Raw genomic sequence first — 615 nt, forward strand, 5'->3', positions numbered from 1 at the left:
TAATTTCCACAAGGCTGAACGGAGGACAGACATGAGCCTGGAGAACTGGAACTGGGGAAAGGACGGCAGCCACATCGATCTGGCCACGGTCCGACCGCTCGTCGAGCAGCGGCACGCCGGCAACCGCGTGCGCATGCTGCACCACAACGCGTATCGCTGTCGCAGCGCTGAAGAGACGCGGCATTTCTATGAGGATATCCTCGAGATGCCCCTGGTCGCCGCGCTGTTCGAGCCGCTCAACGCCGTGACCCATGAGCCGGACCCTTATGTACATCTGTACTTCGAACTCGCGGACGGCAGCTGTCTGGCGTTCTTCGACTACCCCGGGCTGTTCCGCCGGGAGAACACGACGTTCGACGAAAACAATCCGTACATGCAGCACATCGCGCTCCAGGTAGATGGGGAGGAGCAGATCGAGTATTACAAGGAGCGCCTCAGCAGGCATGACGTCGAGTACTTCGAACTTGATCATGGCTACTGCCACTCGATCTATTTCTCCGATCCAAACGGCATGCGTGTCGAGTTCACCAGCAACGTCGCGGTTACCGAGCAGTTCTTTGCTGACGCCGCACATACGGCCCACGACGATCTGAAGCGCTGGATGGAGTTGCGCGC

The 615-nt window shown here is 59.2% G+C and carries 1 protein-coding gene; it reads left to right on the forward strand.

Annotated features, from left to right (window positions below):
* Positions 1–31: 31 nt before the first annotated feature.
* A partial coding sequence (locus P0D89_RS53875; protein WP_408379799.1) for a VOC family protein occupies positions 32–615 on the forward strand: 584 nt, incomplete at its 3' end.

This window comes from Paraburkholderia sp. RL18-085-BIA-A (genome assembly GCF_046027075.1).
GTDB lineage: Bacteria > Pseudomonadota > Gammaproteobacteria > Burkholderiales > Burkholderiaceae > Paraburkholderia.